Genomic DNA, 26,273 nt, shown 5'->3' on the forward strand with positions numbered 1-26,273 from the left:
TATTTCATGATGAATAAATATCTTTTAATACTGCTAATAACAACTCTGCCCTATACTTTAAGGGCGCAGAGAGTTACTGTAACCAAAATACCCGAAAACAAAATAAACAATAAAGCACTGGATGTTGAACCTAAATTTCCGGGAGGCGCCAAAGCTTTTTATAAATATATCTCAAAAAATATAGCCTATGATAAAGATGCCGAAGCAAAAGATATGCAAGGTATTGTTACCATAAGCATGGCCATTGAAAAAGACGGTCGCATTACCGATGTTAAGGTGGTTAAAGGCGTATCGGATATTGTGGACAAAGAGGTAGTGAGGGTAATCAGTTCTTCGCCGATGTGGAAACCTGGGATGCAGCATGGCGCACCTATTAAGGTTCGTTATACTTTTAAAATTGCATTAACTGCCAGTTGAACTTACAAAAGGTTAAAATACTAAAACGAAAATATCTTACGCAGGTAATCCCTTATAATACACAACTGCATCATAAGGGATTACAAAGTTTCCGAAGGGTGCTGCTAATAGTCGCCCATTGGCGGCCCTCCTAATGGCGGACCACCCATTGGCGGATTACCATCACGAGGGGCGCCATTGGGCAGTCCTGGCTTCTGGCCGGCAAATTTCTGCAGGCGTAGCGTAAAGGTCAGCAGGAAATATCTGCCCAGCCTGTTGCTCTCTGTCTGCGTAATATAACTACCATTCTGCGTGGTGCTGAATCCTGTATTTTGGTTAAACAAATCAAAAGCTGATAAGCGCAGAGCTCCTGCATTTAGCTTCAGAAATTTCTTCTCTACATAGGCATTCAGGATGTTCGGATTAGTAGCCCCGGTATAACCGTAGTATAATGTCTTCGTAAAATCGTAACTTAATGTCCAGGTTTTATAAAAATAGTTTTTACCATTCAACCCCAGGTTCAGCGTACGGAAGTTATTGTTCAGATTATTTTGTTTTAACGAGTTATTGGTACTGGTAACTCCATAGCTGGTGCTCAATTCGGCATCAATGATGTTATCTATACTGGTCCGGAATTTTACGCCCTGGGTAAGGTTAATGCTTTTGGCGATGTTCTTCTCCGTGGTCTGTTCATAAGTTACCGGTGCCACATTGCTCACATATGATATATTGTTACTATAGCTGATGTTACCATTAAACATTAGCGTGTAGCGCCTTTCCTGCCACGGCCTGGCATAAACATAATTACCCGCAGCACTGTAATAGCCATCCGCATTTTGGTATCGTGTTAAAATAGTACCGGCAAGCTTGCTATCGGGGGTATAACTTTGCGGATAAGTAATGGTATTAGCTGCAATTTTATTGTTTGTTTGAGTGAATGATAAACCTGCGAAAAGTACGTTGCCCGACATAAAGTCGAATTTATTGTAGCGTAACGACAGGTTGTTGTTAAACTCGGGCTTTAAATCAGGATTTCCCTGCACCGGGTAAAGGCTATTTGAAAAATCAGTTACGGGCTGTAATTCTGTATAGATAGGCTGATTACTCGCTCCGCTATAGTTAAAATTAAGCGACTGGCTGCGCGAGACATTATAAACAAAGCGGGCATTGGGTGCAAAGTTAAGCGTACTTACACGCGTATCTGCTCCCGCCTTGGCCGAGTAGCCGCTCAATAAAACCGGTTGCAGTGCTACACCAAGGGTGTAGTTATATTTTTGCTCAATAAAACGGTAGTTTAAACCCACCCGGTTAGTAATAAAATCAAAAGCGTAATCGTTACTTAGCAAATTATACCGGTTGCGGGTGTTGGCGGTAGTTAGAGTGTCGGTTGCTTTATCCGACGTGGTATGGGCATAATGATAGGCATAGTTAAGTTCCAAAAACGATCGTTTGCTCAAAGGCTCCATGTAAGATAGTGAAGCGCCTACGCTATCAAGTTTCACGTCAGTACTAATCAGTTGGTTAACAGGTGCATTGGCTACCCCAGCTAAATAGCTGTATACCGGGTTCTGTGTTTGGGTTAATGATGTTGAACCAGCACTAAAATTGACGCTGAAGTTGCGCCCGCTCGTATTAAATTTATGGTTATACAACACATTTGCACCATAATTTGGAGATGATGAGTTTAAGGTTGAGTTAAGGATATAATCGCTCGCTACCGTATTATTATTGGTTAACGTACTATTTTGAACCAGGCTGGTATTCACCCCGGCATAACTAAAAGTAGGTGAAACTTTTAAATAATTGAGTGGGTCTATTTTGTATTCGATGTTTAAATTAAACCGGTGGTTTTGCTTACCGTCGGTTTGATTGCTGCTGTAGTTATTGATACTTGGCAAATTTAAAGAAGAATTGCTTTGAATGGTTGAACTGAGCGTATTCACCGTATTATCGGAGAAGCTATAGCTGCCATAAACGGAGATATTTTTACCCCACTGATCGCGATAATTTAAACCGGCCGAACGAGTGGCGGTAATGCCGTTTGAACTTGCAGCGTTTCCGGATGGACCGCCGCCGCCCCCACCAGGGCCACCACCCCTTGGGCCGCCACCACCGAAGCTGAACAAGTTAGCGTTGGTGTTATTCAGGTTGGCCAAAATGGCAATTTGTTGGTCGCCGTTAAATTTAAAAAGGTTTCCGGAGGCAACGTAGCGGTTACTCTCGTTTTTATCTAATACGCCGCTTTGCGCATCTGCGCCATCACCTAAATTAAGCTGACCGAAATAGCCGTAATTTTTATCGGGCCGGATGGTGATGTTCAATATTTTGTCAGATTCTCCAGTCTTTAACCCGGTCAGATTAGCCTGGTCGCCATAATCATCAATAATCTGGATACTCTGTACAATACTGGCTGGCAGGTTTTGAGTAGCCGTTTTTACATCGCCGTTAAAAAAATCCTTCCCGTTTACCCGTACTTTGGTTACGCTTTTCCCTTGCGCAGTTACGTTGCCATCCTTATCCACATCAACCCCTGGCAGCTTTTTAAGTATATCCTCAACGGGTGCGCCATCCTGAACCTTATAGGCGGCTGCATTAAACTCTACAGTGTCCTCTTTTAACTTAATGGGGTTTACTCCTACTATATTTACCGCGTTAAGCAAGGTGCTGCTATTTTTCAACACAGTTGTTCCTAAAAAAAACGCGCCGGTTTTGGTAACTCCCTTATAAGCTTTCCGGTTAGGCAGGTACCCAAGTGCCGAAATGGTAATACTGAACGGAGCCTGCTGCACCTTTGTAAAACTAAACACGCCATTAGTACCTGTACTTACTGATAAGCTATCATTTGCCATCAGCATGGTAACTTTTGCGCCGGGTACAGCGAGTCCCGTTGAATCCTTCACTATGCCGCTAACTGTGAGTGTTTGTTGCGCAAAGCCCTGACTCGACAAAAAAAGAAATAACATCAATATGAGTTTCCTAAACATATCCTGGTCTTTGAGTTGACAAAAATTATTAACTCAAATAAACGGGCTATAATTTGGCTGCTCAAATGCAATAGACCATTGGCTAAGATTAGTCGACCATCCGTCAGAAGCTGCTTTTCATACCGTGGAACCAGGGCTTCATGGGCTTTTATCGTTTAAAGTTGTTAAATGGTCGGCAAGGAATTGCCTATGGACGATTAGCAAGCATATTCCGGTTTGTAGTAGTACGTGGACATAATTAAATAACAAAGGCCGCTTAGTTTAAGCGGCCCTTGATGTACATATTGTAATCGGATGTTTTATTCGGCTGCGGCCTGCTCGTTAACAAAAGTTTCCGCAACGGTTGTTAGTGCTACATCTGTAGCTTTTTCGTTTTCCAATGTTTGCGACAGCAGGTCAGCAACATCAGTATGGCCCATGTTTGCAGCAAAAACTCTAAGCGTACCGTAAGTAGCAATTTCGTAATGCTCAACTTTTTGAGCCGCCAGGATAAGTCCCGCATCACGTATCATGGTACCGGCATCGGTATCTTCAATAATACCATTAGCCTCCTCCAGCAATCCAGCCATCGCATCGCATTTTTTTGCAGCTGGTTTTTCGTCAAGCAAAGCAAAAACCTGTTCTAAGGTTTCAATATGCGTTTGGGTTTCTAAAGTATGCTTGTCAAAGGCCTCGGCCAATTCGCTGCTTGTAGCAGCCTTCTTCATTTTAGGTAATGCCTTAACCAGGTGTTTTTCGGCCCAGTAAATATCTTTTAACTCGTCAATAAAAAATTCATGGAATTCAGAATCTTCCATTTTGCCTGTTTTTGAAGGCACTGCTTGTTTTTTTGTGGTTTTCATAGGTATTTTTTTTTAATAGATTGATAGAATGAGGCAGCGGGGGTTAAACAACCGCGTCGCGCCTGATGAAGCCGAGGATAAGTGATATGATAGCAATCACTAATAAAATGTGAATTAAGCTGCCAGCTGAATAAACGAAGGCCCCTAATGCCCATCCTATAATCAGGATAACGGCAACGATGTAAAGTAATGATCTCATGGTTAATGTTTTTTAGTGTATGTTGAATTTTACTTGTTATCGGTATACAATTTATATACCAATGCAGGGCGCAATGTTAAATCAACCGTATGGGCCATACTTTTTAAATGATGTGTAGGGAATATCAAAATTGGGTTTACAATAGCATACATTATTAAATAAATTTAAGCGAGGCATAAATATTGCTAAGAATTATTTCTTAACAATTAAAAATAGAACTAAATGATGAAAAAATACTTCAGCATAAAAGCCCTTAAAAACGGATTCACTATTTTAAAGGCCGCCTTTAATAGTTTTATGGACGACAAAGCACTCAAGTATAGCGCCTCCCTTGCCTATTATACAATTTTCTCGCTTGCCCCGCTGTTGTTGTTGCTAATTTCGCTTGCCGCCGTATTTTTAGGAAAGGATGCCATTCAGGGTAAGGTTTTTTCAGAAATTAACGGCATCGTTGGCAACGATGCGGCTAAGCAAATCCAGGACATGATCAAACACCTCGAACTCTCCGGAGAATCTACCTTATCGGTAGTTGTTGGGGTTGTTACCCTCATCATCGGAGCCACATCGGTTTTCGGCGAAATACAGGATACCATCAACATTATCTGGCAAGTAAAAGCAAAACCAGAAAAAGGTTGGCTTAAACTTATTAAAGACCGCTTACTATCTTCGTCACTTATTATTACCCTCGGATTTTTACTGTTGGTATCGCTTGTGGTTAACGGCGCCCTCCTCGCGTTGAGCGACAGGCTGAAAAACTTTTTGCCGGATATCACAGTTATCCTGTTAAGCGTCATCAATATAGTCATCAGCTTTATTGTTATTGCCGTGTTATTCGGTATTATTTTCAAGATGCTTCCCGATGCCAAAATAGCCTGGAAAGACGTAGTATCCGGAGCTATTTTTACCGCTATTTTGTTCATGATAGGTAGGTTGGTTATTGGAATTTATATTGATCAATCGGGAACAAGTTCAACTTATGGCGCCGCAGGATCATTAATCGTGATCCTGTTGTGGATTTATTATACGGCGGCAATTCTTTATTTTGGAGCAGAATTTACAAGAGCCTACGCCGACTTTAACGGAATTAAAATTGAACCGGCGGATTTTGCGGTACATGTGGAGCAAAAAGAAGAGGAAAAAGATGTGGCTGTATTGCCAAGGCAACATCACGACACAGCAAAATAATACTGGCGTTAAGTAAATGTTAATAACGTTATTTGTCTGTCTTTTATTTTTTTTCCATATTTAAAACCAATGAAACAAATTGAAAAAGTAAAGCAGCAGCTTAGGGAGCTGGCAGAGCCTGTTAATTCGTTTACTTCAGAACTTGTTCAACTGAAGGTAGTCGACTGGTTATTAAATCATCTGGAGCATTGGAACAAAAAGAATCATGACAGCGATTTGCCGTCATCAGATGCAAAAGTTACTACTTCAGGTACCTCACTCAACGAAGACCAGCCATCAGACAAAGCTGAGGATGTAATGCAAACGCTGGAAAGTTAGATCGGTCCCAAACCAATAATTTCCCGTGTCAACGTGGTTACTCATCTCAATAAAACTGGCAAAGAGTAACCACGATTACTTTTGATATTTTTGTTGAACAAGATATCTGTGCACAATAATAACTTGCCGGGCACAATTATATTTATCCTATAGGCTATTTTTGATAATACCGTTTTACCTGCGATATCGAAATACTCAATCATATCGAGGCATCCTGTCCCTTTGTTATTATTTAGTGAAAAAGCTCCGTTTTTTTCCGGATTTGATATAACAAGTACAGCAACTCGGCAATGCCCTCGCCTATTCAGGAGTAAGCCATAAACGATTTCGTTGATCAATGTTACTCTTCTCCCCCCTGAAAAAAATTGATGCATCATCATAGCAGCCATTTTTTCCAAATGATACGTATATCCAAATTTACTACAAAATTGATAGTGATGTTTGCGGAACACTAATCATACATGAAGTACTTCTCCACATTAATTCTACTGGTTTTTATTCCTGTTGTTGCAGCTGCGCAAAGCGGGCTGAAGGATAAAGGAAAAATTAGCGGTAAAGTAAAAGACGCAGTTACCAATACGCCTATAGAATATGCCACAATAGCCATTTACAAACAGGGAAAGCTCCAACCCATCAACGGTACAACATCAGATGCGAAAGGCAATTTCGTTTTAACCAATATCCCTGATGGTGAGTACCAGGTATCGATAGATTTTTTGGGATACAAACGAGCCTTAACAGAGCACCTGTTGATCAACGCAACGTCCAATAGCATTAGGTTAAATACAATTGTTATTGCGCCTAACCAAAAAATGCTCAACAGTGTTAATATTACTGCACAGGCCAGTGCTGTAGAGAATAAGATTGATAAACTGGTTTATAACGCAGGTAACGATCTTACATCGCAAGGTGGCGTAGCTACAGATTTATTAAAAAAAGTGCCGATGGTATCTGTAGATATTGACGGCAATGTTGAATTGCTCGGCAACCCAAACGTTAAATTTCTGATCAATGGCAAACCTTCCAGTATATTTGGCACAAGCCTTGCCGATGCTCTGCAATCTATCCCCGCGAGCCAGGTCAAAAGTGTGGAAGTGATTACCAGCCCGGGCGCTCAATACGATGCCTCGGGCACAGGGGGCATCATTAACATTATATTAAAGGATAATAAGGTAAAGGGCTATAACGGAAGCATAAACTTATCCGCAGGTACGCGTTTGGAAAACACATCCGTTAACCTTAACGCGCGTACTGATAATTTTGGTGTCAACTTGTTTTTCAGCGCTAATAAAACACTGCGTTCAAAAACTTTAAACACACGCAACAAAACAAATTTGATAACTGACACTACTTCAAACCAGTTGCAAAACGGTTATGGTTACCTGGAAAGAAACAGCTATCAGTCGGGCATCAACTTCGACTGGGCCATCACCCCAAAAAACAACCTTACTTTTGGTATCAGTATGCATCATTTCAGCAATTACAACGAAGGATTAACCAACCAGCAAGACGAGCAGATCAAAGGTTCCAACTTCCCCTTCTCTGATCTGTTTTCAATGCGTAATTCAAACAGCCACTCCGGAGAAAATGCAATTGACGTACATGCCGATTATAAAAAAACTTTCAAAAAAGATGGCGAAGAATTAAACATCGGTTATACGGCCAGCTTTGGTAAAAACAGCGGAGATTATTATCAGAAACAAGATTATATCAATGGCGCCAAACCGTCGTCGGGCTCAACAGGAAATAATCCGGGTAACGACAAGCAGCACCAGGTATCCGTGGACTATACCTTACCTTTAAATACCGATGCAAGCTTTGCAACAGGGGCTAAAGTTGAGTTTGAAAACATCAACAGCACATCGCTTGTTAATCCGTTCAATAGCAGCCTTAACCAGTTTATTTATTCAGCCAGCCAGTCGAGCAGTTTTAATTATAGCCGGCAGGTTTATGCTTACTATGTTTCGGCAAGTTTTCAGTTATTTAAGTTTTTTGATGCCAAAGCCGGGCTAAGAGATGAATATACCAATACAGGTGTAGATTTTCAAGGAGCTTCTATCCCCTCTTACAATTTCCTGTCTCCGTCACTCGTTTTATCACATAAATTAAATAAAAGCACAACGATTAAAGTAGCCTATAGTAAACGGATTGAGCGCCCCGATTTCGGCGACCTTAATCCTTTTGTCAACAGCAGCGATCCTTACAATATTTCATACGGCAACCCCAATCTGCACCCAGAGATAGGTAACAACTTTGAATTAGGTTTTAACAAGTCATTTGAGGAAGGTGGCAATATCAATATCACCGGCTTTTACCGGCATAACGGATTTGATATCAAGCAATATACAGCCCCTTACGACTCGCTGTTGGTTGCCGGGAAATACTATAAAAATGTGTACGTAACAACCAGGGCCAACGTGGGCTCCGAGGTGCGCACGGGTATCAACATTTCAGCCTCACTACCGATAGGTAAAAATTTCACATTAAGGCCGCAAATTATGGCGTCTAACAGGCGGGTGACGGTAAACCTGCCCAACACGCCCGACTTTGTAAGCGGCTATGAATGCCGGATGAATATGAATGCATCATACGATTTTAAGCACAACTTTACCGCCGAAGCCTTTATTAATTACGAAAGTCCAAGGTTTTTGCTTAACGGCAAAAACTCATCGTTGGCAACCTATAACTTTGCCGTTCGCAAACAGTTGCTCAATAAAAAGGCAAGTATAGGCTTAACAACCAACATGCCTTTTAGCCAATATGTTAAGCAAAGTCAAACCGTTATTACGCCCGGTAATTACCAGTATTCGCAACGGCAGGTACCTAACCGGTGGTTCGGTATCAGCCTAAGCTACAAATTTGGCAAACTTGAATTTAAAAAAGATAGAAATGAGGATATTAGTCCTCCCGGCATACCGAACGACCTATAGTGGCCAATTTAGTTATACGGCTTGCTATCATTGATGTAATACCTATATTTAAAAAAGAAAGGGTTGTATGAAAATTTTAATTATTGAAGACGAGCAAGGGCTGTCTGAAAGTATAGAATCTTATTTTTCGGAAGCCGGTAACATTTGCGAAACCGCTAAGGATTTTGCATCGGCCATGGCCAAAGTAAGTATGTACAGTTACGACTGCATTTTACTCGATATCAATTTGCCCGGCGGCAGCGGAATGAATATTTTAAAATACCTGAAAGAAAACCATAACCCCGATGGCGTATTGATTATATCGGCCAAAAACTCTCTGGATGATAAGTTAGCGGGCCTTGACCTGGGTGCCGACGACTACCTGGTTAAACCTTTTCACCTTTCTGAGCTAAAGGCCAGGGTTACCGCCATCATCAGGCGGAAGACGTTTAGCGGAAGCAATGTGCTTACTTTTAACGAGATCAGCATTGATCTGCTTGCCAAAGAGGTTAAGGTGAATAACCAATTGGTTAAATTTACCCGGAAAGAGTATGCGCTTTTACTTTACTTTTTTGCCAACAAAGGTAAAGTTGTATCTAAAAACGCCATTGCCGAACACCTTTGGGGCGATACCGCCGATATGGCCGATAATTTTGATTTCATTTACTCGCACCTTAAAAACGTACGCAAAAAGCTGGAAGAAGCCGGAGCAAAAGATTACATCAAAGCCAGCTATGGCATGGGCTATAAATTAACGGATGTATGAAGCTTTTTGCCCGGTACAACCGCATTAATGTACTAACTACTGTTATTGTACTGTTTATTACAGGTATTATTTATTACCAGGCCATTAGTTACATCCTGAACCACCAGGTTGACAAGGACATTAAAACTGAAGAGCAGGAGATTTTAGATTATATAGGGAAATACAACAGCCTGCCCGAACCTGCAGACTCCAAATATCAGCAAGTTAAGTTTTCGCCGCTGAGCCATCCCATCGAGCGGCAATTTGTAAACAGCGATTTTTTTAATAAAAAGGAGCAGCAATACGAATCCGGGCGCGGATTGTTGACATCCGCACTGGTTAACGGCCATTATTACCAGATTAACATCACAGAATCAAAGGTAGAAACTGAGGATCTGATCACCATTGTTTTTATGATTACCATTGGCGTAATTGTGTTCCTGGTGCTCATCTTATTTATAACAAACCGCTTTGTTTTGAACAGGATGTGGCAGCCCTTTTACAGCATGCTGAACCAGCTACGTTTGTTTAATTTAAGCGATGGTACTGATGTAAGCGTGGCGCATTCAAAAATTGATGAATTTAACGAGCTGAACCAGGCTATTGTGCAAATGTCGTCACGGGTAAAAGGCGATTACCGGGATCTGAAAGATTTTACAGAAAACGCGGCTCACGAACTGATGACGCCCATAGCGGTAATCAACTCCAAACTGGACACCCTTTTGCAAACCGGGGAATATAACGAGCCACAAAGCAATTTGCTGACTGATGTTTACGGAGCAGTATCCCGGCTGAGCCGGTTAAACCAATCTTTATTATTACTTGTTAAAATAGAGAACAAGCTATTGCACGATGAGCAACTGATTGACTTTAAGCCACTAATAGAAGAAAAAATTGGCGAATTTAAAGAACTGTTCGGCTCCAAAGAAATAAGCGTAGTATGCCAACTGGAAGAAAAACAATTGTTGATAAGCCGGTACCTTACGGAGATATTGCTGAACAACCTGATTAGTAACGCCATGCGGCACAACTATTACCGCGGCCAGATCCTCATCCGTTTAACCGCCGAAAAACTGATTATCCAAAACACCGGCGACACGGTTGCATTAGAGGATAAAGATATTTTTAAGCGCTTCAACAAATCATCCGGATCCGAAGGCACCGGCCTTGGGCTTACCATCTCGAGGCAAATCTGTACTAATTACGGCCTGCAATTCGGCTATAGCTTTGAATCGCCTTTCCACACTTTCAGCCTTAATTTTACCGCAGCGGCTGTCTGATTTTCATTATCTACCAATTGTATCCAGAATCAGTTGATAGCTTTACCTTACAAATCAATTAAACAGCTTTAACCAAATGAAAAAGTTTTTTTTAGGCCTTACAGGCGCATTGTTAATCGCCACAGTATCCTTAACAGTGCGGGCACAAAACGTAAAATATGTTTTAGATAAAAAGATAGCCCTTCCCGGTGATGGCGGCTACGATTATTTATCCATTGATAAGGTAAACAATCGCTTATATGTTTCGCACGGTACGGAAGTAAATGTGATTGATTTAGCTACCGAAAAGTTGATCGGCACGATAGATGGCATGCAGGGTGTACACGGTATTGCCTTTGATAATAAGGTTAATAAAGGCTTTATCAGTGATGGAAGGGGTAACGCGGCAGTTGCCTTTGATTTAAAAACACTAAAAAAAATAGCCTCTATCCCATTGAGCAACAAGGGTGCAGATGCCATTCTTTACGATCCCTTCTCGGATAAAGTTTTAACCTTTAACGGCGACAGCAAAAATGCCTCTATAGTTGATCCGAATACGTTAAAGCAAACCGGCACCATTCAGCTAAGCGGCGCGCCCGAATTCGCCGTATCTGATGGTAAAGGCAGAATATACAATAACCTGGAGGATAAGAGCAGCCTTGATGTAATAGATACTAAAACCATGAAGGTAATTAAAAACTACCCGCTGGCGCCATGCGGCGGCCCCACCGGCCTGGCACTCGACCAAAAAAATCAACGCTTGTTTACCGTTTGTCGCGAAAATAAAGGCATGAGCGTAATTGATATCACAACCGGTAAAGTAATTACCACCATACCCATTGGAGCCGGTGTTGATGCGGTAGCTTACGATGCCGAAACTAAACTGATACTGGTATCCAATGGCGACGGTACAAGCACCGTTATTCAGCAAGAGTCTGCCAACGCCTATAAAACCATTCAAACCCTTACTACACAATATCGTGCTAAAACACTTGCTTTAGATACCAAAACCCATAAAATATACCTAAGCGTAGCCGAGTTTGAAAAAGGAACACGCAAAGCTTTGCCGCATACCTTTACCGTATTAGTGTACAAGCTGCAATAAAATCATTTATTGATTTTATCATAGTGTAGCCAAGCCATACAGTATACCGGCTTAGCGTACTACCTGCATTTTTTCTGATTGAGCTTGATGTTATTTTTGGCACATCAGGCTCAATTTTTATAGTGTAATCTGCTGTCGGGCGCTTATTAGCGGTAATGCCGTGGTACTGATAATTAAGTTCAGTATATTTGAATTTTGCAAATCAGCCCAATATGGAAATTACAACCCTTGAAGATTTTTACAGGCAAACGGCAACGCTTATCCCCGAAGGCATTAATAAAGAAATTGGCCATTTTAATGTTTTTAAAGTAGCTGATTTAATTGCCCCGTCGAAAAAGAAGGGATTTATGCCCTACAACAGGCGCGCGTATTACAAAATCAGCATCATCAGCGGACGTAATAAAGCAGAATACGCCGACAAAGTGGTTGATATTGAAAAGAATGCCATATTATTTGCTACGCCCAAAATACCCTACAACTGGATACCGCAGGACGATTTGCAAAGTGGCTTTTTTTGCATTTTTACCAGCGATTTTTTAGTGCAGGCTAAAAGCGGGGTAATCCTGGATGATCTGCCCATATTTCAGCCCGGCGGCTATCCTATTTTTCAACTCACAGACGAAGCGGCCCACGACATTGCCTCTATTTTCAGCAAGATGTACAAGGAGCTTTCATCCGATTATGTTTACAAATATGATTTGATACGTAATTATGTGCTCGAATTGATCCATTACGGGCAAAAACTCCAACCGCTAACAGCCCTTTATCCTTCACATACAGCTTCTGCGCGTGTTTCTTCCCTTTTTATTGAGTTGCTGGAAAGGCAGTTCCCGATAGAATCGCCGCATCAAAAATTAAATTTACGCACAGCGAAAGATTATGCCGACAGGTTAGCTGTACATGTAAACCATCTGAATAAAGTATTGAAAGAAAATACCGGCAAAACAACCACAGATATCATTACCGGCCGGATTATACAGGAGGCCAAAATCCTGCTTAAACAAACCGACTGGAACATATCCGAGATTGCCTATTGCCTGGGCTTTGAGCAGGTATCTCATTTTTCAAACTTCTTCAGGAAACAAACTTCATTTGCGCCGATGAGCTTCAGAGCTTAGCCTATCGTATTTGAATTTCGTAAACATTGGATTGATGTTTGCAAACAACATCGCCTTTTATTACCGCATCTTTGTTTCATCAAAAATTTAAAACAGATATCCAGATGGAAACAAAGAGTAAAATAGCATTAGTAACCGGCGGCAGCCGCGGCTTAGGTAAAGACATGGCTTTGAGCCTTGCCAAAAAAGGAATCAGCGTTATATTAACTTATAATCATAAAAAGGACGAAGCATTGGCCGTAGTAGCCGCAATTGAGCAGGCTGGGCAAAAGGCAGCCGCACTGCAACTTAATACAGGTGAAGTAAAAACCTTTGATGCATTTTTTAACAAAGTAAAAACTGTTTTGAAAGAGGTTTTCGATACTGATAAGTTCGACTTTTTAATAAATAATGCAGGTATAGGCATGAATACTCCCTTTGCCGAAACCACAGAAGAACAGTTTGACCTGTTGATGAACGTTCATTTTAAAGGTGTTTATTTTTTAACGCAAAAAGCACTTCCGTTAATTAACAACGGTGGCAGAATCATCAACCTTTCAACAGGACTGGCCCGCTTTACGGCACCCGGCTATTCAGCTTACGCGGCAATGAAAGGCGCTATAGAAACCTTAACTAAATACCAGGCCAAAGAATTGGGTGCCCGCGGCATAGCCGTGAACATCGTTGCGCCGGGAGCCATTGAAACCGATTTTGGTGGCGGCGTAGTGCGCGATAATCCTCAGTATAATGACTATGTTAAGTCAACCACCGCCCTTGGCCGCGTTGGCTTGCCGGAAGATATTGGCGGAGTAGTAGCCTTTTTATGCAGTGATGATGCGAGGTGGATTAATGCGCAACGCATTGAAGTATCCGGTGGCGCTAATTTGTAAGCACGATCAGCACCTGAAAAGACTACGCTGTTCTACTCTGCCTGCGAACAACAAAAAGGAGGATAACCACCAAATGGCATTAAATAAAAATAGCTTCCTTTTGGAAGCTATTTTTATTTACATCAACATGATGGAAATTAATACCCAAAGTTTTGAGCCCAGTTAGAGCGGGTTTTCAATTCGTTTTGCGGAATAGGTAACAACAAATCGCGCTTGGTTGGTAACTGGCCATTCAACTTGGAGTGGTAATAGGTAGTAGAAGCTGCTAAAGTGCTTACCGCTTCGGTTTCTCCCCAACGCACGAGGTCAAAAAATCTTCTGCCCTCGCCAATAAACTCGTATTTTCTTTCTCTTTTGATATCGGCCAGTGTAGGGTCGGCGGTAAGTACCGGTAAACCTCCCCTTGTTCTGATCGCGTTAACGTACTGCCTTGCGGTACCCGCTTTACCATCCTGAATTAAGGCTTCGGCATATAAAAGGTAAACGTCCGCGTCGCGGATAATCGGGAAGTTTCTGGGTTGATCATTCCACGATTTGATCCTGGTATTGGTGTTATCCTTCTCCAAAAACTTGGTTACAATATTCCTGGCAATAAAAAGGCGGTTTGTAACGGTACTGAGGGCATTGTAATATCCTGTATCTATACTTGCTGAAAAACGCAGATCCTTATTCTTTTTCATCTCCTTCACCAAAATACTATCTACACGCATATCCTGCCCCTGCAGCGTATAACTATTATACATCCATTCGGGAAAAGGGGTGCCCGATGATGCCGAGCTGGTGATATAACCGGCCAGGCTTGAGCCCGTGCCTAAACCACCTGACGCGAATTGGATAGAGAACAGATCATACTTATTCTCGTTGGCCAAAGTAAACAATTGCGCGTAAACCGGGCCAAAACGGGCGCTTACATCGGTAATAATACCGGCAAAAACAGCTTCGGCCTTGGCGTTGGCAGTGGCATCATTTAAGGGGTAACCTGCCATGGTCATGTACACCTGTCCGAGCAGTGCGTTAGCGGCCAGGCTGCCAACACGGCCAGCATCGGTGCCGGTATATGTTTTTTGCAGGTTAGCAGCCGCATATTGAAGATCAGAAATAATTTGCGCATAAATATCCACGGCTGGAGCGCGTGGCAGGGCAACAGCATCCGAATTTTCAATCGGCGCAGTCACTAAAGCAACAGGACCAAACGACCTCACCAGTTCTGAATATGCATACGCTCTTAAAAACTTCGCCTCGGCACGGTACCGTAAATATTCACCTTCTTTGGTATAATATAACAGGTTATTGGCCTCTTTAATAACCTGGTAAAGTCGTGAAAATATGACCGAAACAGTTCCAGAGGTTGATGTGGTTAAATATTTCCGTAACTCCAGCTGATCATTTTGTGCTGATGTTTCCCCGGCGATATACAACAAATCCGACCGGTTTTCTGATGCCAGCCAAAAATAATCGGTAGCAAAATCGGTATTGGTTCCGTTTCTTCCTAAGCGGGCATAAATGCCGATTGCGGCCTGCTTGATCTCGATCTCATTTGAATAAAATTGTTTCGAGGTATTATTTTCTATCGGGGATATATCGATGGTGCTTTTGCACGATTGCATCAGCAAGGCGGTGCCCGCTAAGATGATCATGTAATTTTTTATATTTTTCATTACTGTAAATTTTAAGGCTCAATTAAAAGTTTGCGGTTAAACCAAATGAAAGCGTGCGGGCCAATGGATAAGAACCCCAGTCGGACGACGAGTTATCCTGGGTTGCGGCTTCAGGAGAGTACCCCGGATAGTATGAATCCCATAGGTATACGTTATCGCATGATGCGTAAACCCTTAATCGCTTAAACGCCTTTTTTAATACAGGCAGGTTATAGCCCAAAGCTATATTTTTAAGCCTCAGGTAACTGGCACTGTACATCCAGTTGGTATCGTACTGGCTGGTTACGGCCGAGAAAAAAGCAGGCACTTTGCCATTGCCAGGTTCAGCCTCAGACCAGTAGGCATCCTTTAACCAGCTTTGCATATAATTATAACGGGTATCGTTAGTTGCCCTGTTCCATCCCCGCGAACCTATAGAGAGCAGATCGCCGCCCACCCGGCCCTGTATTAATATAGTCAGGTCCCAGTTTTTATAAGTAAAAGTATTGGTGATACCAAAATCGAAGTCAGGTTGATAGTTCCCTGCTACCACATAATCATTGGCATCAATTTTACCATCGGCAACAGCATCCAGGTATTTGGTGTCACCAGGCTTTTGGCCCGAATAAATTGGAACTTTGGCTACGTAGTTTCCGGATGCATCTTTAGTAAAATCGCTTTCGCGTAATACCCCAATAGCCTTAAGCAGGTAATAAGAGTTGATAGGCGAACCTACCCGCTGAATGATGGTGTTGCCCTGCCCTATTTTGATATCAGCATTGTTGTTGGTTAACCCGGTGATCTTATTCCGGTTAATTGAAATATTTAAAGAGGTGTTCCATTTAAAGGATTTTTTAGCAATGTTTACTGTGTTTAACTCAACCTCAAAACCTTTGTTATCCATGCTGCCCACGTTATCATACATATTGGCAAAGCCTGTTGTTAACGATACAGGAGCATTCAATAATAAGTCGGTTGTTTTTTTGTAATAGGCATCGAGCGATAAGCTTATCCTGTCGCGCAATAAACCGATATCCAAACCCAGGTTATAACTATCTGTTTTTTCCCAGCGAAGCCTGGAGTTTGATATGTTGCCCACAACAAATCCGTTGGTTATTGCCTGCGCATCACCGGTAGGATAATTTAAGGCTACCATGTTTGATACGTAGCTTGAAGCTACAATACGGTCGTTACCTGCGCGGCCCCAGCTTGCCCTCAGTTTAGTAGTACCCATCCAGTCAATCTTTTTCAGGAAATCTTCCTCACTCAACACCCACCCTGCGGAAACCGATGGGAATAAACCCCAACGGTTATTAGGCCCAAATATGGAGGAACCATCCGTTCTTAACGAGGCGGAAAAGAGGTACTTGTTTTTGTAGCTGTATTGTACCCTGCCGAAGTATGATATAATCGCCTTATTTGTTGCATAAATACTGTTGTAATTGGTTGTTGTGCCCCTTGTAACATCAAAAATATAAGTTTTGTCATTCGGGAAACCTGTTTGGCCCTGATCAGTAGTTTCGTCTTTATTGGTTTCCTGCGTAGCACCTAATAAAGCAGTGAAAGAATTATTTCCAAAATCCTTTTTATAATTGATAGTACCCTGGTATAGCAAATTGTTTGCTATCGTGGTGGTTTTGCGGGACGACGAAAGTTGGCCCGGAGTTGCCGAATCCCAGGTACCCTGTATCCAGGTTGGGCTATAGGTACGATTGGTATTACCACGGTAGTTCCAGCCAATTAACGCATTTACATCTAAACCTTTAATAATATTAACAGTGGTATTAAAGGCAGAATTTAGACGCACATCCTGGTTAATACGGTCATTATATACAGCCTGAACATAAGGGCTTACGTTGTTTGCGCCCGGCCCCCAGCCATCGTAGTATTTATAAGGCGAAGCGCCGGCCATGTTACCGCTTCCGGCTAAAACCCATCCCGGGAAACTTAAACCGCGGGATACGGCATTATCTTTACCGTCAACGTTGGTACCGTTGATGGTTCCCACTGAAGGTGCCAGGATGAGACCAATTTTAACGCGCTCACTCATTTTAGCTTCCAAGTTTGCCCTAAAGGAGTAACGGGTATAAGATGAGCCGACCACAATACCATTTTGGTTATAGGCACCTCCGGATATAGCGTAATTCAACACATCATTAGCACCTGATGCGCTAACCTGCAAATCGTTTACCGGTGCAGAGCGCAGCAACTGATCCTGCCAGTCAATAGGTTCAATTGCGCTCGTTCCCCAATACGGATCGTAAATACCATAAGTAGCGCGGATGCCCAATAAATCATTACGGGTAGTATAGGTTTTTCCATCGGTACGGTTTGCGTAAGCAATCCTATCGGCCTGACTAACATTTGCGCTCTGGCCGGTTTTAGTTACCCATTGCCTGTCGAGCCATTTTTTATTAAACTCGATCCATTCGTCGGATGTCATTACCTGCACCTTTCTCTCGGCGGTAGCCAAAGCGGTGTAAGCTGACACCGAGAATGCAGGTTGCCCGGTTTTTCCACGTTTGGTGGTCACTAAAATAACACCGTTAGAACCACGTGAACCGTAAATAGCAGCCGAAGAAGCATCCTTTAAAACATCGATTGATGCAATATCGGACGGGTTAATGCCCGAAAGGTTATCCAGTGGAACACCATCAACAATATATAAAGGGGTTGAACTACCACTTAAAGATGCGGCTCCACGCACATTGATCTGGATATCGCTACCCGGTGCCCCGGAAGTTGAACGGACAGCAACACCGGCTATTTGGCCTTGTAAGGCTTGCTCAACCCTTGTTATCGGCCTTTCATTTATCTGGGCATCAGTTATTTTGGCAATAGCGCCCGTAACCGCAACTCTTTTTTGCGTGCCGTAACCAACTACAACAACCTCGTTCAGTTTGCTGGCATTATCAGCCAGTACTACCTTTATGGTTGCCCTGCCATTAACAGGTACCTCCTGGGTTGCAAAACCAATGTAACTGAACACCAATATAGCATTGGCGCCTTGTGTTTTTATTTTAAACTTACCATCCAGATCGGTAACCGCGCCATTGCTGGTGTTCTTCTCTTTGATGCTCACACCGGGCAGCGGTAAATTATCCGGCCCTAAAACGGTTCCGCCAACTTCAAATACAGGTAAAGTTTTTGTGGTTGTATTTGTCTTTGAATCTGCCGGAAGCGCGTCCTTTTTTACTATCAGGATACTATTATCCATTTGTTTATAAGTGAGCGAGGTATTTTCCAGAATTAAATTCAGTATTTCATCTACCGACCGCTCCTTAACCGGAATGCTAACAGGGTTAATTTTGTCAACTTCCTCATTATGGTAAATAAAATGGAATGCAGTAACCTTTTCCAGCTTTTTTAGTGCCGAAACTACAGACTGATGCTTCAGTTCAAAACTGACCTGAACATCGCTTGTTTTTTGCGCCCGTGCATGTGATGCCAACAATAGCTGTGATGTTGTTGCCAAAAAAAGCCCGGCTAATAAACCTATCCGCATAAGCCGATGTATTAAATTTAAATTAAATTTTGGAGGCGGAGCATAGAACTCCCTGTTTTCTGTTGGTTTTTCAGAAAAAATCATAATTTTGATTGGTTTTAATTGGTTCTCAAATAATTAATTGAAACATGCCTGCCTACGGTTGGCGCCGGAAACAGGCTTACAAACTATCTCCCTGCTGATACAGGGAGATTTTTTTAATTACTACAGGTAAACTTTTTTCATTATATCATTGATATTGGTTGGCTTTAAATTTAGCAGCCCGGGCCGCTGATGATAACTTCGTGGTCGGGCTTAATTAAATATGTAGCATTGTTAAAAGAGCACAGCACTTTCAATATTTGCTGTAAACTTTCGTGATGCGTAAAGGCACCTGTTAAAGTACAGTGCCTGATGTGTTCGTTATCAAAATCTATTTTGGTATTAAACCGGTTTTCAAGTGTCTTCATGGCAGCAGCCATCGTTACATCATCAAAAAACAGATCGTCTGATTGCCACTGAATAACCTGGCCGGCATTCACAACAAGTTGTTTAGACACTAAGCTTTTTGTATTGACACTGATTTGTTGGTTACGGACCAACGTACCCAAAACTTTATGCTGGTCGCTTACCGAAACCTTACCCCTGGTAACTGTAACCGCTATATTGTTTTTAATACTATTGGCGTTAATGTTAAAAGCTGTTCCTAAAACAGTAACTGTTAGCTTACCAACATGAACCAAAAATGGTTTATGGCCATCATGTTTCACATCAAAATAACCTTCACCAACTAATGTAACCTCTCGGGTTAAACCATTAAAAGCTTCGGGGTATTCAATACGACTGTTTTTATTAAGTGTTACCGTGGTTCCATCACTCAAGCGGATCAGCTGATGATCGTTAACGGGCTTGGAATATGTTATTTTAATATCACCGGCCGCTTGTGTATAATGGCTTAGAAACAGAAAACTAAGCCCCGCGACAAGTAAAACAGATGCCGCCAGCCAAAGCAAAGCCGGTAGGTTTTTAGCTGAAACTATTGTTCTTGCTGAGGAAGCTTCGGTACCTGCAATAGTTTTTTTAAGAATCTTCCGCGCTTTTATTGGGGATAGTTGCTCATCTGGCAAATGCTCCCCCGCGTTATATAGTAACTGATTTAATAACGCATCATTATCGCGGTCATTAATGTACATCATCAACTCCTGGTACTCCGCCGGAGTGCAGGTTTTGTCAATATATTTTTGAAATAGATAGCTCAGCCGAAAATTTTCCATTTAGGTATTGGTGGTCATTTTACTGCAGAAACTACAGTAGTGCAATTAACCTTATATTGATGATGATGATCGGCAGCAGAAAAGGGAGTAGTTGTAAATGATAAAAAAGCAATTATTTTTCAAATAGCTGATTTACAATTAAGAAAAATAAAAAGCTGGTGTTTGAGAGTACTATCTCGCGTACGGTTTTTACTGCCTGCCTCAGGTGCACCTTAACGGTGAGCCTCGAAATACTCAGTTGGTTGGCTACCTCCTGGTGTTTCATTCCTTCCATATGGCACATATGGTAAACTAATTTCTGTTGTGATGGCAAGGTAGCTATGGCTTTATCCAAAATCATCTTGGCATCCTTATAATTAATGTAGTTTTCGGTTTGTTTGTCAAGCTCGGTCCAATCCAGATTTTTAACCGCATTGCAATGGGTTTCGAGCGCTATTTTTTTGAGTGCTTGCAAAGCCTGATTACGCGTCATGGTAAAAATATACCCGCCGATATTTTCAATTCCCGGCAAACTTGCCTTGTTGATCCAGATTTTCATGAAAACGTCTTGCACTATTTCTTCGGCAACAAACTCCGACTGGCAAATTTTCATCGCGTAGCTGTAAACCTTATTGTAGCAATTTTTAAATAACGAAGTAAAAGCCTTATGGTTACCTTCCGCTATTTTAGCTACCAATGATTTCTCATTTTCAATTTCAATATTCCACACGCTACTCACAATGGCTAATACTATTCACAGTCAATAATAATGCCGAAATTTCAACAATTCAATATTTCCGCTTTAAGTACCTCCAAATATAAGATTAATATAATTTAACTATTAAGATAATTTTTAATTGGCACCGAAAACGTCATGTTCGGAAATTGAATGTTAACATAAAAGTATAAGATACCATTTTAACGCGCATCCTGCTCCATCCTGTGTGTTGCTAATTTGCCGCAGTATTCCTTACATATCAATCTAAAACAACCCCCGGCTAAAATAAACAGCCGTAGCTAAAGCTTTAACTAACCTCTGATAACTTTTTTAACTTTATAAAAACACAATGCCGCAAAAGCTGTTTAATGCTGATAATTTAGACAGTTTAATACACAGAATTTTAATGAAGAACAGCTATCAGCTGCAGCTAAATATAACTAAACGAAAAGCCGCTTTCTGTGAGTTAGCTTATTTTTTCATCATAATTAATTTTGTTCTATTATATTAGCTTTTCATTCTACCAAATGGATAAATGATGATCCTGATCGTTGACGATAAATCAGAAAATTTAATAGCATTAAGCAAAACACTTGAAAGCCGTGGCTTCCAGATCGATACTGCAATTTCAGGCGAAGAAGCATTAAAAAAAGTATTAAAACATCCTTATGATCTGATTATACTTGACGTGCAAATGCCTGGCATGGACGGTTTTGAGGTTGCCGAAGCAATTGGCGGCTACAGTAAAACCGCCGACATCCCTATTATCTTTTTATCGGCCGTAAACGTAAGCAAAGAGTTTATTACCAAAGGGTACGCCTCGGGCGGAAGGGATTATCTTGTTAAACCCTTCGATACGGACATCCTGGTGTTAAAGATCAAAACATTCATTAAACTAAACCAGGTACAGCAATCCCTGCAAACCGAAATTGAGCAACGTAAGCTGGCCGAATCTAAAAAAGATGAATTTATCAGCATTGCCAGTCATGAGTTAAACACTCCACTCACTTCTGTAAAAGGCTATCTGCAATTAGCGGAAAATTCGCTCGGCAAGCAGCGGCTCGATCAAACCAAAATCTTCCTTGAGCGCTCAAAAAAGCAAGTTGATAAACTCAATCACCTGGTAGCCGATTTATTGGATACCACCAAGATAGCATCCGGTAAAATAAAGTTCAACTATCAGCATTTTGAGCTCGAGCCTTTTATGCAAAACGCTATAGAAAGTATCCGGCATTCATACCCCGGCAAACAAATTACCACTACAGGCGTGAGCTTATCAGGAATAAGTTTGTTAGGCGATGAAAACCGATTGGAACAGGTAATGCTTAATTACCTGAGTAACGCTATTAAATATGCCCCCGATAGTAACGAGGTAACTGTAGATGTTCAGCTTTTGCCCGACAAACATTTGCAAGTGAGCGTCATCGATCAAGGTATCGGCATATCCCACGAACGGCAACTGCAACTTTTTGAAAAGTTTTACCGCGTAGAAGAGAATGCCAACCGTTTTCAGGGCCTGGGCATGGGCCTGTACATTTGCGCCGAAATTATTAAGCGCCACCAGGGAACCTACGGCGTGCAGAGCGAAACGGGCAAAGGCTCAACCTTTTATTTTAAGATTCCGATAAATCCGGTTATGGCCGATCTGAATTAAAAACACATCCCCCTATTTTATACACCGAATGAGAACGACGCTCACACGAAACCTTCAAATTGGCTTTGGCTTATCCCTTCTTTTGTTAATTATCAGCTCTGTTGCATCTTACGTAAGTATACAAAACTTATTGGAAAGTGCAGATCTGGTTGAGCATAGCACCAAAGTTGTACAGGGCCTTGAAAGCGTGATGTCGACCATGAAGGATGCCGAAACAGGGCAACGGGGATATCTGCTTACCGGCGAGGATGATTTTTTAGAACCCTATACCGGCGCCTATGGGCGGGCTTTGACTATGGTGAACCGTTTGCAGGATATGACAGGAGACAATCCGCAACAACAACTGAACATCAGCCATATTAAGGATATTATGTTAAAACGCCTCACGGCTCTGCAAAACATGCTCGAGAAAAAACGCTCGGGCAAAGCGGTAACCGTAGACGACCTGCGTTATGGCAAAATAGCCATGGACGCCCTGCGTAAAGAAGTTGACACTGCCGAGGCGGCCGAAAAGGCTTTGCTGAGTAGTCGGAACGGCACGTTAAAAAAATTCACATCACTAACTCCCCTTATTATAGTTTTTGCAGCATTACTGGCCATGGGCGTTTCGATATTTTCATACATTAAGGTAACTGCGGATATGGCTGAAAGATTGCGCCTGCAACAAGAACTCCAGGATAAGGATGAAGAAGTTAGCAGGCGGATCAATATCATTCAACACATTGCAGAGCAAATATCAACAGGCGATTATACCATCAGGGTAGATGATCATGAAAAAGACAGTTTGGGCAGCCTTGCCTTGTCGTTGAATAAAATGGCCGAATCATTAGAATATTCCTTCAAACGGCTATCTGATAACGAATGGATGCAAACCGGGATGAGCCAATTGAACGACCGCATGATTGGCGAGAAGGAACAATCAATGCTCACACACCAGATATTGCAATTTTTAGCAGCTTATACAGCAAGCCAGGTAGGCGCCTTATATTTATTGGAGGATAATGCGCTATGGCTGCAGAGCGGTTTTGCCTTAACAGATGCCAGCCCTAAGATAGCTCTGGGCGAAGGGTTAGTGGGCCAGGCTGCTTTAAACGATGAAGCGTACTGGCTAAAAGAGATTAAAAATGATTTTATTACCGTTAGCCATGCAACTGGTAGCATTAAGCCTCAGCATTTATTAGTTGTACCAATACACCACGAAAACCAGGTAACAGGTATTATTGAGCTGGCATCTATCCACAGCTATCCGGATAGAAAACTTAAATTTTTGAAAGCCGTAGCCCCCAATATCGGCATTGCCATTCACGGAGCACAAAACCGTAAGCGGATGCAGGAGTTACTGGAAGAAACGCAGGCGCAGTCGGAAGAGTTACAGGCCCAGCATAGCGAGCTTGAAAATCTGAACACGGAACTGGAAGCCCACACCCAAAAACTGCAAACCTCCGAGGAGGAATTAAGGGTACAGCAGGAAGAGCTACAACAAACCAACCTTGAGCTGGAAGAGCGAAACCGGATGATTAATGCCCGAAACCAGGAAATTCAACAAAAGGCCGAAGAACTGGAACAGAGCACCCGGTACAAAACAGAGTTTATGGCCAATATGTCGCATGAACTGCGCACGCCGCTTAACTCCATCTTACTGCTGTCGCGTTACCTGGCCGAAAATACCGAGCAGAACCTCAATCCCGACCAGGTAGAATCAGCAAGCGTAATTCTTAATTCGGGAAATGGCTTACTCAACCTGATTGACGAACTGCTGGACCTTTCGAAAATTGAGGCTGGCAAAATGGAACTTGAATATCAACAGGTGTCTGTAGAAGGTGTATTGAACGATATTAAATCCCTATTCGCTCCTATCGCCAAAGAAAAAAAACTCGATTTTATTATCAAAAACGAGCTGTCTGAGATAACGCAACTTGAAACAGACAGAATGCGATTGGAGCAAATTTTAAAGAACCTGCTCTCGAACGCACTTAAGTTTACCAGTAAGGGCCAGGTATCTTTAACACTCCGCCAACCTGAACTTACCGGTAATCTGCTTCAATTTGCAGTAACCGATACGGGTATTGGTATTCCGCAGAATAAGCAGCAATTGGTATTCGACGCATTTCAACAGGCAGATGGTTCTACCAAACGCAAATTTGGCGGAACAGGACTGGGTCTTTCAATCAGTCGTGAACTGGCGCGCCTATTGGGCGGAGAAATCAGCCTAAGCAGCGAACCAGGTAAGGGTAGCGAATTTGTACTCACCATACCTATGGACAGGCAAGCCATTGTACCCACTCAAAACCCGGCAACCCAACCCGAAAAGTTAAAAACCGATGATGAGCAGGAGCTCAAAATGACTGGTCGATATGTAGTTCCAGTTATTCCTGAAGCGGTTGAAGATGACCGCAACAACTTACAGCCCTATGATCAAGTAGTTTTGATTGTTGAGGACGATACAGCCTTTGGTAAGGCGCTTTTGGGCTTTACCCGCAAACGTGGATATAAAGGAATTGTAGCCGTAAGAGGAGATCATGGGATAGCGCTGGCTCAGCAATATCAACCTGTAGCCATTTTGCTGGATATTCAGCTACCCGTAAAAGATGGATGGGAAGTGATGGAAGAATTGAAAAGTAACAGCGCTACGCGTCATATTCCCGTCCACATTATGTCATCGATGGAGGTAAAACGGGAAAGCCGCATGAAAGGTGCCGTTGATTTTATCAATAAGCCTATAGCGATGGATCAAATGAAACAGATGTTTCAGAAGTTGGAGGAAGCGTGGAGCAAAAACCCTAAAAAAGTATTAATTGTTGAAGAAAATGCAAGGCACGCGCAAGCACTTTCTTACTTTCTTGAAACCTTCAAGGTGTCTTCCGCCATAGCGGGAAGTGTGAATGAAAGTGTTGACGCCTTGAAAAATAAAGAAGTAGACTGCGTAATTATGGATATGGGCATTCCGGATAAAAATGCTTACGAAATGCTTGAAACCATTAAACACAACCCCGGTTTGGAAGACCTGCCCATTATCATCTTTACGGGTAAACACCTATCCTCGGGCGAAGAAAGCCGTATCCGCCAATATGCAGATACCATTGTGGTTAAAACCGCCCACTCCTACCAACGCATCCTTGATGAAGTAACGCTATTTTTGCACCTAATTGAAGATCAAAAACAAGACAACATCGATACGAGCAACAAAAAGCCAAGTCTTTTAAATGAGGTTCTGAAAGATAAAACAGTGCTGATAGCCGACGACGATGTGCGTAATATTTTCTCGATGACTAAATCACTCGAAAAGCACGGCATGAAGGTAATTTCGGCCACAGATGGTAAAGAGGCGTTACATCAATTGGATAGCCATCCGGAAACGGCAATTGTACTAATGGACATGATGATGCCCGAAATGGATGGTTACGAAAGCACAGCCAGGATAAGGCAGCATCCCCATTTTAAACATTTACCGGTAATTGCGGTAACCGCCAAGGCGATGTTAGGCGACCGCGAAAAATGTATTGCAGCGGGTGCTTCAGATTATATTTCAAAACCAGTAGACATTGATCAGTTAACCTCATTGCTAAGAGTTTGGCTGTTTGACAAAAGATAATAAATA

19 protein-coding genes are annotated in these 26,273 nt (G+C 42.1%); 11 read left to right on the forward strand and 8 right to left on the reverse strand.

Features of this window, described 5'->3' with window-relative positions; translation table 11 throughout:
* Nucleotides 1-6 precede the first annotated feature (6 nt).
* A complete protein-coding gene (locus MUCPA_RS35170; RefSeq protein WP_083839410.1) occupies nt 7-417 on the forward strand; it encodes an energy transducer TonB in 411 nt (136 codons plus the stop codon).
* Nucleotides 418-521: 104 nt separating this feature from the next.
* On the opposite strand, the gene MUCPA_RS35175 is transcribed toward MUCPA_RS35170, so the two are convergent.
* The 3 genes from MUCPA_RS35175 to MUCPA_RS38055 form a co-directional block, all read right to left on the reverse strand.
* On the reverse strand, nt 522-3,380 hold the full coding sequence (locus MUCPA_RS35175; RefSeq protein WP_008513392.1) for a TonB-dependent receptor: 2,859 nt from the start codon (nt 3,378-3,380) through the stop codon (nt 522-524).
* A 299-nt stretch (nt 3,381-3,679) separates the two neighbouring features.
* On the reverse strand, nt 3,680-4,222 hold the full coding sequence (locus tag MUCPA_RS35180; RefSeq protein ID WP_008513393.1) for a YciE/YciF ferroxidase family protein: 543 nt from the start codon (nt 4,220-4,222) through the stop codon (nt 3,680-3,682).
* A 43-nt stretch (nt 4,223-4,265) separates the two neighbouring features.
* The gene (locus MUCPA_RS38055; protein WP_008513396.1) at nt 4,266-4,421 is read right to left on the reverse strand and encodes a lmo0937 family membrane protein; all 156 of its coding nucleotides are present in this window, start codon (nt 4,419-4,421) and stop codon (nt 4,266-4,268) included.
* Nucleotides 4,422-4,643: 222 nt separating this feature from the next.
* Here MUCPA_RS38055 and MUCPA_RS35185 point away from each other — a divergent pair, with 222 nt between their 5' ends.
* Together MUCPA_RS35185 and MUCPA_RS35190 are read left to right on the forward strand one after the other, a co-directional pair.
* Nucleotides 4,644-5,606, forward strand: coding sequence for a YihY/virulence factor BrkB family protein (locus MUCPA_RS35185; protein ID WP_008513398.1), 963 nt, complete (start codon nt 4,644-4,646; stop codon nt 5,604-5,606).
* Nucleotides 5,607-5,675: 69 nt separating this feature from the next.
* Entirely contained in the window at nt 5,676-5,924 is a 249-nt protein-coding gene (locus tag MUCPA_RS35190) for a hypothetical protein (protein ID WP_008513399.1), read from the forward strand.
* 41 nt (nt 5,925-5,965) lie between these two features.
* Here MUCPA_RS35190 and MUCPA_RS38510 read toward each other — a convergent pair whose 3' ends face one another.
* Complete coding sequence (locus MUCPA_RS38510) at nt 5,966-6,322, reverse strand: hypothetical protein (protein ID WP_217220380.1); 357 nt, start codon at nt 6,320-6,322, stop codon at nt 5,966-5,968.
* A gap of 63 nt (nt 6,323-6,385) precedes the next feature.
* On the opposite strand from MUCPA_RS38510, the gene MUCPA_RS35200 reads away from it, so the two are divergent.
* The 6 genes from MUCPA_RS35200 to MUCPA_RS35225 all read left to right on the forward strand — a co-directional run bounded on the left by MUCPA_RS35200 (nt 6,386) and on the right by MUCPA_RS35225 (nt 13,929).
* On the forward strand, nt 6,386-8,854 hold the full coding sequence (locus MUCPA_RS35200) for a TonB-dependent receptor domain-containing protein (protein WP_008513400.1): 2,469 nt from the start codon (nt 6,386-6,388) through the stop codon (nt 8,852-8,854).
* Nucleotides 8,855-8,921: 67 nt separating this feature from the next.
* Nucleotides 8,922-9,599 carry a response regulator transcription factor gene (locus MUCPA_RS35205; RefSeq protein WP_008513401.1) on the forward strand — a complete coding sequence of 226 codons (678 nt, stop codon included), beginning with the start codon at nt 8,922-8,924 and terminating at the stop codon, nt 9,597-9,599.
* Entirely contained in the window at nt 9,596-10,858 is a 1,263-nt protein-coding gene (locus MUCPA_RS35210; protein WP_008513402.1) for a sensor histidine kinase, read from the forward strand. Before MUCPA_RS35205 ends, MUCPA_RS35210 begins: the two co-directional genes overlap by 4 nt.
* A gap of 76 nt (nt 10,859-10,934) precedes the next feature.
* On the forward strand, nt 10,935-11,942 hold the full coding sequence (locus tag MUCPA_RS35215) for a YncE family protein (protein ID WP_008513403.1): 1,008 nt from the start codon (nt 10,935-10,937) through the stop codon (nt 11,940-11,942).
* Nucleotides 11,943-12,154: 212 nt separating this feature from the next.
* Nucleotides 12,155-13,060, forward strand: coding sequence for a helix-turn-helix domain-containing protein (locus tag MUCPA_RS35220; protein ID WP_008513404.1), 906 nt, complete (start codon nt 12,155-12,157; stop codon nt 13,058-13,060).
* A gap of 104 nt (nt 13,061-13,164) precedes the next feature.
* Nucleotides 13,165-13,929: an SDR family NAD(P)-dependent oxidoreductase gene (locus MUCPA_RS35225; protein ID WP_008513405.1), complete on the forward strand. Its 765-nt coding sequence runs from the start codon at nt 13,165-13,167 to the stop codon at nt 13,927-13,929.
* 137 nt (nt 13,930-14,066) lie between these two features.
* Here the strand turns inward: MUCPA_RS35225 and MUCPA_RS35230 are convergent, their stop codons facing one another.
* The 4 genes from MUCPA_RS35230 to MUCPA_RS35245 form a co-directional block, all read right to left on the reverse strand.
* Nucleotides 14,067-15,587 carry a RagB/SusD family nutrient uptake outer membrane protein gene (locus MUCPA_RS35230; RefSeq protein ID WP_008513406.1) on the reverse strand — a complete coding sequence of 507 codons (1,521 nt, stop codon included), beginning with the start codon at nt 15,585-15,587 and terminating at the stop codon, nt 14,067-14,069.
* Nucleotides 15,588-15,609: 22 nt separating this feature from the next.
* Nucleotides 15,610-19,071, reverse strand: a complete 3,462-nt coding sequence (locus MUCPA_RS35235) for a TonB-dependent receptor (protein WP_008513408.1) — start codon at nt 19,069-19,071, stop codon at nt 15,610-15,612.
* A gap of 254 nt (nt 19,072-19,325) precedes the next feature.
* Nucleotides 19,326-20,324 carry a FecR family protein gene (locus MUCPA_RS35240; RefSeq protein WP_008513410.1) on the reverse strand — a complete coding sequence of 333 codons (999 nt, stop codon included), beginning with the start codon at nt 20,322-20,324 and terminating at the stop codon, nt 19,326-19,328.
* A 112-nt stretch (nt 20,325-20,436) separates the two neighbouring features.
* Nucleotides 20,437-21,042: an RNA polymerase sigma-70 factor gene (locus MUCPA_RS35245; protein ID WP_008513413.1), complete on the reverse strand. Its 606-nt coding sequence runs from the start codon at nt 21,040-21,042 to the stop codon at nt 20,437-20,439.
* 514 nt (nt 21,043-21,556) lie between these two features.
* Between MUCPA_RS35245 and MUCPA_RS35250 the strand changes: the two genes are divergently transcribed.
* Nucleotides 21,557-22,675: a hybrid sensor histidine kinase/response regulator gene (locus tag MUCPA_RS35250; RefSeq protein ID WP_008513416.1), complete on the forward strand. Its 1,119-nt coding sequence runs from the start codon at nt 21,557-21,559 to the stop codon at nt 22,673-22,675.
* A 28-nt stretch (nt 22,676-22,703) separates the two neighbouring features.
* Nucleotides 22,704-26,267: a response regulator gene (locus MUCPA_RS35255; RefSeq protein ID WP_008513418.1), complete on the forward strand. Its 3,564-nt coding sequence runs from the start codon at nt 22,704-22,706 to the stop codon at nt 26,265-26,267.
* The last annotated feature ends 6 nt before the right edge of the window (nt 26,268-26,273 follow it).

Origin of the sequence: Mucilaginibacter paludis DSM 18603 (assembly GCF_000166195.2) — a bacterium.
Lineage (GTDB): Bacteria > Bacteroidota > Bacteroidia > Sphingobacteriales > Sphingobacteriaceae > Mucilaginibacter > Mucilaginibacter paludis.